Origin of the sequence: Cellulomonas cellasea (assembly GCF_030372105.1) — a bacterium.
GTDB classification, from domain to species: Bacteria; Actinomycetota; Actinomycetes; order Actinomycetales; family Cellulomonadaceae; genus Cellulomonas_A; species Cellulomonas_A cellasea_A.
This window is the reverse complement of sequence record NZ_JAUDBQ010000018.1, coordinates 62,843-68,873: the sequence shown is the minus strand read 5'-3', so window position 1 is coordinate 68,873 and position 6,031 is coordinate 62,843. Positions and strand designations below refer to the sequence as shown.

The 6,031-nt window shown below is 72.4% G+C and carries 5 protein-coding genes; 4 read left to right on the top strand and 1 reads right to left on the bottom strand.

Annotated elements, in window-relative coordinates:
- Positions 1 to 2,607: VanW family protein (locus tag QUV83_RS15665; RefSeq protein WP_289565851.1), on the top strand; the 2,607-nt coding region annotated here is incomplete at its 5' end.
- Between the two features lie 39 nt (positions 2,608 to 2,646).
- On the opposite strand, the gene QUV83_RS15660 is transcribed toward QUV83_RS15665, so the two are convergent.
- On the bottom strand, positions 2,647 to 2,898 hold the full coding sequence (locus QUV83_RS15660; protein ID WP_289565850.1) for a putative acetyltransferase: 252 nt from the start codon (positions 2,896 to 2,898) through the stop codon (positions 2,647 to 2,649).
- A gap of 135 nt (positions 2,899 to 3,033) precedes the next feature.
- Between QUV83_RS15660 and fdxA the strand changes: the two genes are divergently transcribed.
- From fdxA to QUV83_RS15645, 3 genes are all read left to right on the top strand, one after another.
- Positions 3,034 to 3,360 carry a ferredoxin gene (fdxA, locus tag QUV83_RS15655; protein WP_066584786.1) on the top strand — a complete coding sequence of 109 codons (327 nt, stop codon included), beginning with the start codon at positions 3,034 to 3,036 and terminating at the stop codon, positions 3,358 to 3,360.
- 4 nt (positions 3,361 to 3,364) lie between these two features.
- A complete protein-coding gene (gene dapC / locus QUV83_RS15650; RefSeq protein WP_289565849.1) occupies positions 3,365 to 4,525 on the top strand; it encodes a succinyldiaminopimelate transaminase in 1,161 nt (386 codons plus the stop codon).
- A gap of 207 nt (positions 4,526 to 4,732) precedes the next feature.
- Positions 4,733 to 6,031 carry a citrate synthase gene (locus QUV83_RS15645; RefSeq protein WP_289565848.1) on the top strand — a complete coding sequence of 433 codons (1,299 nt, stop codon included), beginning with the start codon at positions 4,733 to 4,735 and terminating at the stop codon, positions 6,029 to 6,031.

Genomic DNA, 6,031 nt, shown 5'->3' with positions numbered 1-6,031 from the left:
CGCCTTCGCGGCAGCGGCGTCCAAGCCGCCGACCTCGACGCCCGCGACCGCATCGCGCCCGTCTCCGACACCACTGCCAGCGACGACACCACGTCCAAGGACGACACCACGTCCGCCGACGAGACCGCGTCCACGCAGACCACCGCCGAGGCGCGGCCCGAGGCGACGACTCCGGCCGCCGCAGTCACAGCGGCCGCGGCCGCAGCCGCAGCCGTCACAGCGAGCCAGGCGCCATCGGCCGCTGCCTCCGACCTGCCCGAGCGCGGGTCCGTCGTGCCGCCGCGTTCGACATCGGCCGATCAGGCGACGTCGGTGGGTGGCTGGCAGGGCTGGCCCGCCGCCGCCGCGCCGTCGCCCGACGCCGAGGCTGCCCGGACTCCTGTGAGCGCGGCAGCCCCGGGCGAGGGCCCCGCCACGCCGACTCCGCCCGCGCCGAGCGCTGCGCCGCCCGCACCGCCTACTGCGCCGGCCGCACAGCCTGCCGCACCGGCTCCGGTCACCGCGCCGCCTGCTGCGCCTCGGCCAGCCGCCGCCGCGCCGACGCAGGCCGCCACGCCCGCGCAGCCCGCCACGCCTGTCGTCGCCCCTCGACAGCCCGCTGCGACCCCCACGCAGGCTCCCGTGACGCAGGCGCCGGTTGCCGCGCCCGCATCCGCTCCCGCCCAGGCGTCCGCCACCGCCCAGCTCACCGCGCCGATGGCGGCCGGGCCTGCGGCTTCGGCGCCTGCCCAGGCGCCCACGCGGACGCCCGCGCTCCCGCCGAACCAGGCACCGGCCACGTCCTCGGGCTGGGCGCCGACCTCGGTCGCCGCGCCCGCCGCCCCGGCCCCGGCCCCGGCTCCTGCGCCCGCCCCCGCGGCGTCGACGAAGGCCGCCGACACCGGTGGGGGCTCCGGCTCGCCGCTGGACGGCTTCGCATCGGATGAGCGGTCCCGTCGTTGGCCGAAGGCGCTGCTCATCACGGGCCTGGTCGCTGTGGTCCTGGGTGGCGCGTACGTGGGCTCCGCGTACGCGTTGGGCAGCCGGGTGCCTCGTGGCGCGACGGTCGCGGGCGTCGAGGTCGGCGGCTTGGACGCCGCTGCCGCGAAGGCGGCGCTGACGTCTGGCCTGGCCGATCTGGCGACGTCGGCGGTGCCGGTGTCCGCGGGTGAGAAGAGCGCGAGGCTCGACCCGGTGGAGGCAGGCCTGAGCTTCGACGTCGAGGCGACGGTCGACTCGCTGACCGGTGTGGACTTGTCGCCGGCGCGGATGTGGCAGCACATCGCGGGCGTGGGCGAGCAGCAGCCGGTCACGGCGGTCGACGAGTCGGCGTTCGACACGGCGGTCGAGGGCCTGGCGGACGCTCTGGCCCTGGACCCGGTGGATGGCGCGATCGTGTTCGTGGACGGCGACGCCCACGCCACGGACGCGGTGGACGGGTTGGCGCTGGACACGGCGGCCGCCGCGGAGATGCTCCGGGACGAGTGGCTGACGGCGCCGCGCCCGCTGGCGCTGCCCACGACGGTCGTCGAGCCGGAGATCACGCAGGACGAGACCGATGCCGCGCTGCAGACCATCGCGCGGCGCGTCGTGGCGGCGCCGGTGTCGTTGCAGGTCGAGGACCAGGTGGTGAACTTCACCCCGGAGACCCTCGCAGCGGCCTCGACGATGGCGCCGAGCGGTTCGGGGCTGGTGCTGCAGATGGACGGCGCGTTGCTGGTGGAGGAGGTCCTCAACCAGACGACCGACCTGCTCACCGAGTCGGCGGACGCCCACTTCGAGTTCGTGAACGGGGCGCCGACGGTGGTGCCCGGCGAGCCGGGGACGACCTTGGACCCGCAGGCGGTGGCGACGGCCGTCGCGGCCGCCGCGGTCGCCGATGTCCGCACGGCCACTGTCGAGCTCGTCAAGTCCGACCCGGCGCAGTCCACCGCGAAGCTGGAGGCGCTGGGCGTCAAGGAGGTCGTCGCCGAGTTCTCGACGCCGCTGAACTCCGAGCCCAAGCGCACCAAGAACATCACCCTGGGCGCGCAGCGGGTCAATGGGACTGTCGTGCTCCCGGGGGAGACGTTCAGCCTGGCGGAGACCGTCGGGCCGGTCACCGCCGCCAACGGGTATGTGGCGGCTGGCGTGATCAAGAACGGCGAGCACGTGGACGGCATGGGCGGCGGCCTGTCGCAGCTCGCGACGACGACGTTCAACATCGGCCACCTCGCCGGGTTCGGGGATGTGGAGCACCACCCGCACTCGGAGTGGATCGCGCGCTACCCGGAGGGCCGTGAGGCGACGCTGTTCACCCCGACCCTGGACATGAAGTGGGAGAACAACACCCCGTACGGCGTGGTGCTGCAGGCGTGGGTGGGCGAGGGACGCGTGCACGTGCGGGCCTGGAGCACGAAGTACTGGACGGTGGAGACCACGACCAGCGGCCGCAGCAACGTCAAGGCCGTGGGGACGAGTTACAGCACGTCCCCGACGTGCGAGCCGCAGTCGGCGGGCAACCCGGGCTTCACTGTCACCGTCACCCGCAAGCTCTACCTGGACGGCGTGCTCAAGGAGACTGACGCCGACACCACGACCTACAAGGCCCAGAACAAGGTGGTCTGCGGCGCGGCCCCCGTGGAGTGACGCACCGCCCCGCCCCAGCCCGGCGCCGGGCTGGGGCGGTCAGCGCGCGCGTGGGCGTCGCGGGGGAGCCGGAGGCACGATCTTGGTGAGCGCGATCTCGTCGGCGGGCACCCGCACCGTGCCGTGGCGGGTGGCGACGCTCACCCCGTCGTCGTCGACGGCCACGAGGTCGCCGAGCACGTCGGTCCAGCGCTGTGTGTCGTCGGCGGGCAGAGTCCGCCGGACCACGACGCGGATGCCGGGCGTCCACGCGCGCCATGCGGGCACCGGCGCCGGCTCGGTCGGGCTCATGGCCGTGCCTCACACAGCGGACGGCGCTTCGTCTGGTTGCTCACCTGGGGGATACTAGGTCGGGCGGTGCGCAGGGCGCCGCTCGCAGCCTGACTGCCAGACCCGTCGACCCTGCTCGGTCCGTGGAGGACAGCCGTGACGTATGTGATCGCCCAGCCTTGCGTTGACGTCAAGGACAAGGCGTGCATCGAGGAATGTCCCGTGGACTGCATCTACGAGGGCAAGCGGTCGCTGTACATCCACCCTGACGAGTGTGTGGACTGCGGCGCCTGCGAGCCGGTGTGCCCGGTGGAGGCCATTTACTACGAGGACGACGTCCCCGAGCAGTGGTCTGAGTACTACAAGGCGAACGTCGAGTTCTTCGACGACCTGGGCTCGCCGGGTGGCGCGGCGAAGATGGGCGAGATCGACAAGGACCACCCCATCATCGCGACGCTGCCGCTCCAGATCCACACGGACTGATCCGGTGGGCTTGGTCGTCGGCGCCCTGCCCGACTTCCCCTGGGACTCACTGGGGCCGTATGCCGCGTCCGCGCGGGCGCATCCGCGCGGGATCGTCGACCTGTCGGTGGGCACCCCCGTGGACCCGACCCCGAAGGTCGTCAGGGACGCCCTGGCGGCGGCGTCGGACTCCCCGGGCTACCCGACCACCCACGGCACGGCCGACCTGCGCGCCGCCGTCGTCGAGTGGTTCGCGCGTCGCCGCGGTGTTCCGGGCCTGGACCCGGCCGCGGTGCTGCCGACGGTCGGCTCCAAGGAGCTCGTCGCGTGGCTGCCCTCCCAACTGGGGCTGGGCCCTGACGACGTGGTGCTGCACCCTGCCACCGCGTACCCGACGTATGACCTGGGCGCGCGCCTCGCGGGCGCGCGGCCCGTCGCTGTGGACGACGTCGTCGCCCGGCTCGCTCCTGGCGCCCCGGGCGCGGACGACGTGCGGCTGGTGTGGTTGAACTCGCCCGGCAACCCGGATGGCACGGTGCTCGGCGTCGAGGAGCTGGCGGCGGTGGTGGCGGCTGCCCGCGCGGCGCAGGCCCGGACCGGCAAGCCCGTCGTGGTGGCCTCGGACGAGTGCTACGCCGAGCTGGCGTGGGATGAGCCGTGGGCGTCGGGCGGCGTGCCGAGCATCCTGGACCCGCGTGTCACCGGGGGAGACCTGTCCGGCTTGCTGGCCGTGTACTCGTTGTCCAAGCAGTCGAACCTGGCCGGTTACCGGGCGGCGTTCGTGGCGGGCGACGGCGCGCTCATCGCCCCGTTGCTGGAGCTGCGCAAGCACGCCGGGATGATCGTCCCCGGCCCGGTGCAGGCCGCGATAGCCGTCGCCCTGCGCGACGACGAGCATGTCGCGGAGCAGCGCGAGCGGTACCGGGCCAGGCGCGAGGTGTTGCGCGAGGCGCTGGAGGGCTCGGGCCACGTGGTGGACGGCTCCCAGGCGGGCCTCTACCTGTGGACGCGGCCGCAGGGCGGTCCACAGGACTGCTGGGCCACGGTCTCCGCATTCGCGGACCGCGGCATCCTCGTCGCGCCGGGCGCGTTCTACGGGCCGGCCGCCGCGGGGCACGTCCGCATCGCGCTGACGGCGTCGGATGAGCACGTCGCCGAGGCTGCCCGACGGCTCGGCGGGCGGTGACGTCCGGGCCCCGCGCCAGGTGTGACCCACGACTGTGATCGTGCTCACACCTGGGACCAAATGCCCGCCTAGATTGGTCAGCACGAGCGCGGCGCAGGTACCGTCGTGGCTGGCCAATGACGGTCGAACAGCCGGCCCGAGCGGTCGCGATCAACGATGACTCGGTACGCCCGCCCGGCGTCACCTGTCGTCGCAGGAAGGAACTCCATGCCTGACGCCGGTGCCTCGCCCGTCCACCTGACTGTGGACGGCTCGAGCTACGAGCTCCCCGTGGTCCCTGCGAGCGAGGGCAACGACGGCATCGTGGTCTCGTCGCTGCTGCGCGACACCGGCCTGGTGACTGTCGACCCGGGCTTCATGAACACCGCCTCATGCGAGTCCCAGGTGACTTACATCGACGGCGACGCCGGGATCCTGAGGTATCGGGGCTATCCGATCGAGCAGCTCGCGGAGAAGTCCACGTTCCTCGAGGTGGCGTACCTGCTGGTGCACGGCGAGCTGCCGACGCCCACCGAGCTCGACGCCTTCGTCGAGCGGGTCAACCGCCACACCCTGGTGCATGAGGACTTCCGCACGTTCATGGGGACGTTCCCCCGCAACGCGCACCCGATGGCCGTCATGTCGTCGGCCATCAACGCGCTGGCGACGTTCTACCCGGAGAGCCTCGACCCGTTCGACCCCGAGACGGTCGAGCTGGCCACGGTGCTCATCCTGGCCAAGACGCGCACCATCACGTCGTACCTGCACCGCACGTCGCATGGCGAGCCGCTGCTGTACCCGGACTACTCGCGCGGCTACGTCGAGGACTTCCTGCGCATGACGTTCGCGGTGCCGTACCAGCAGTACGAGGCGGACCCGGTGGTGGTCAACGCGCTCGACAAGCTGCTCATCCTGCACGCCGACCACGAGCAGAACTGCTCCACGTCGACGGTGCGGATCGTCGGGTCCAGCCACGCGAACCTGTACGCCTCCGTGGCGGCTGGCATCAACGCGCTCTCCGGGCCGCTGCACGGTGGCGCCAACGAGGCTGTGCTGAAGATGCTCGGCGAGATCAAGGCCAACGGCGGCGACGCCACCGACTTCATGACCCGGGTGAAGAACAAGGAGGACGGCGTCCGCCTGATGGGCTTCGGCCACCGGGTCTACAAGAACTACGACCCGCGCGCGGCGATCGTCAAGGAGAGCGCCGACGCGGTGCTCGCGGCGCTGGGCAAGAACGACGAGCTGCTGGACATCGCCCGCAGCCTCGAGGAGATCGCGCTGAGCGACGAGTACTTCATCTCGCGCAAGCTCTACCCGAACGTGGACTTCTACACGGGCCTGATCTACAAGGCGATGGGCTTCTCGGAGTCGATGTTCACGCCGCTGTTCGCGTTGGGGCGGATGCCCGGCTGGATCGCCCAGTGGCGCGAGATGATGAACGACCCGCAGACCAAGATCGGCCGTCCGCGCCAGATCTACACGGGCGCCGTCGAGCGCGACTACGTGGGGCCCGACGCCCGCTGA

Bases quoted from the DNA above. Each gene is read 5' to 3' on its own strand.
- QUV83_RS15660 (WP_289565850.1), bottom strand. From the start codon at position 2,898: ATGAGCCCGACCGAGCCGGCGCCGGTGCCCGCATGGCGCGCGTGGACG.
- QUV83_RS15645 (WP_289565848.1), top strand. From the start codon at position 4,733: ATGCCTGACGCCGGTGCCTCGCCCGTCCACCTGACTGTGGACGGCTCG.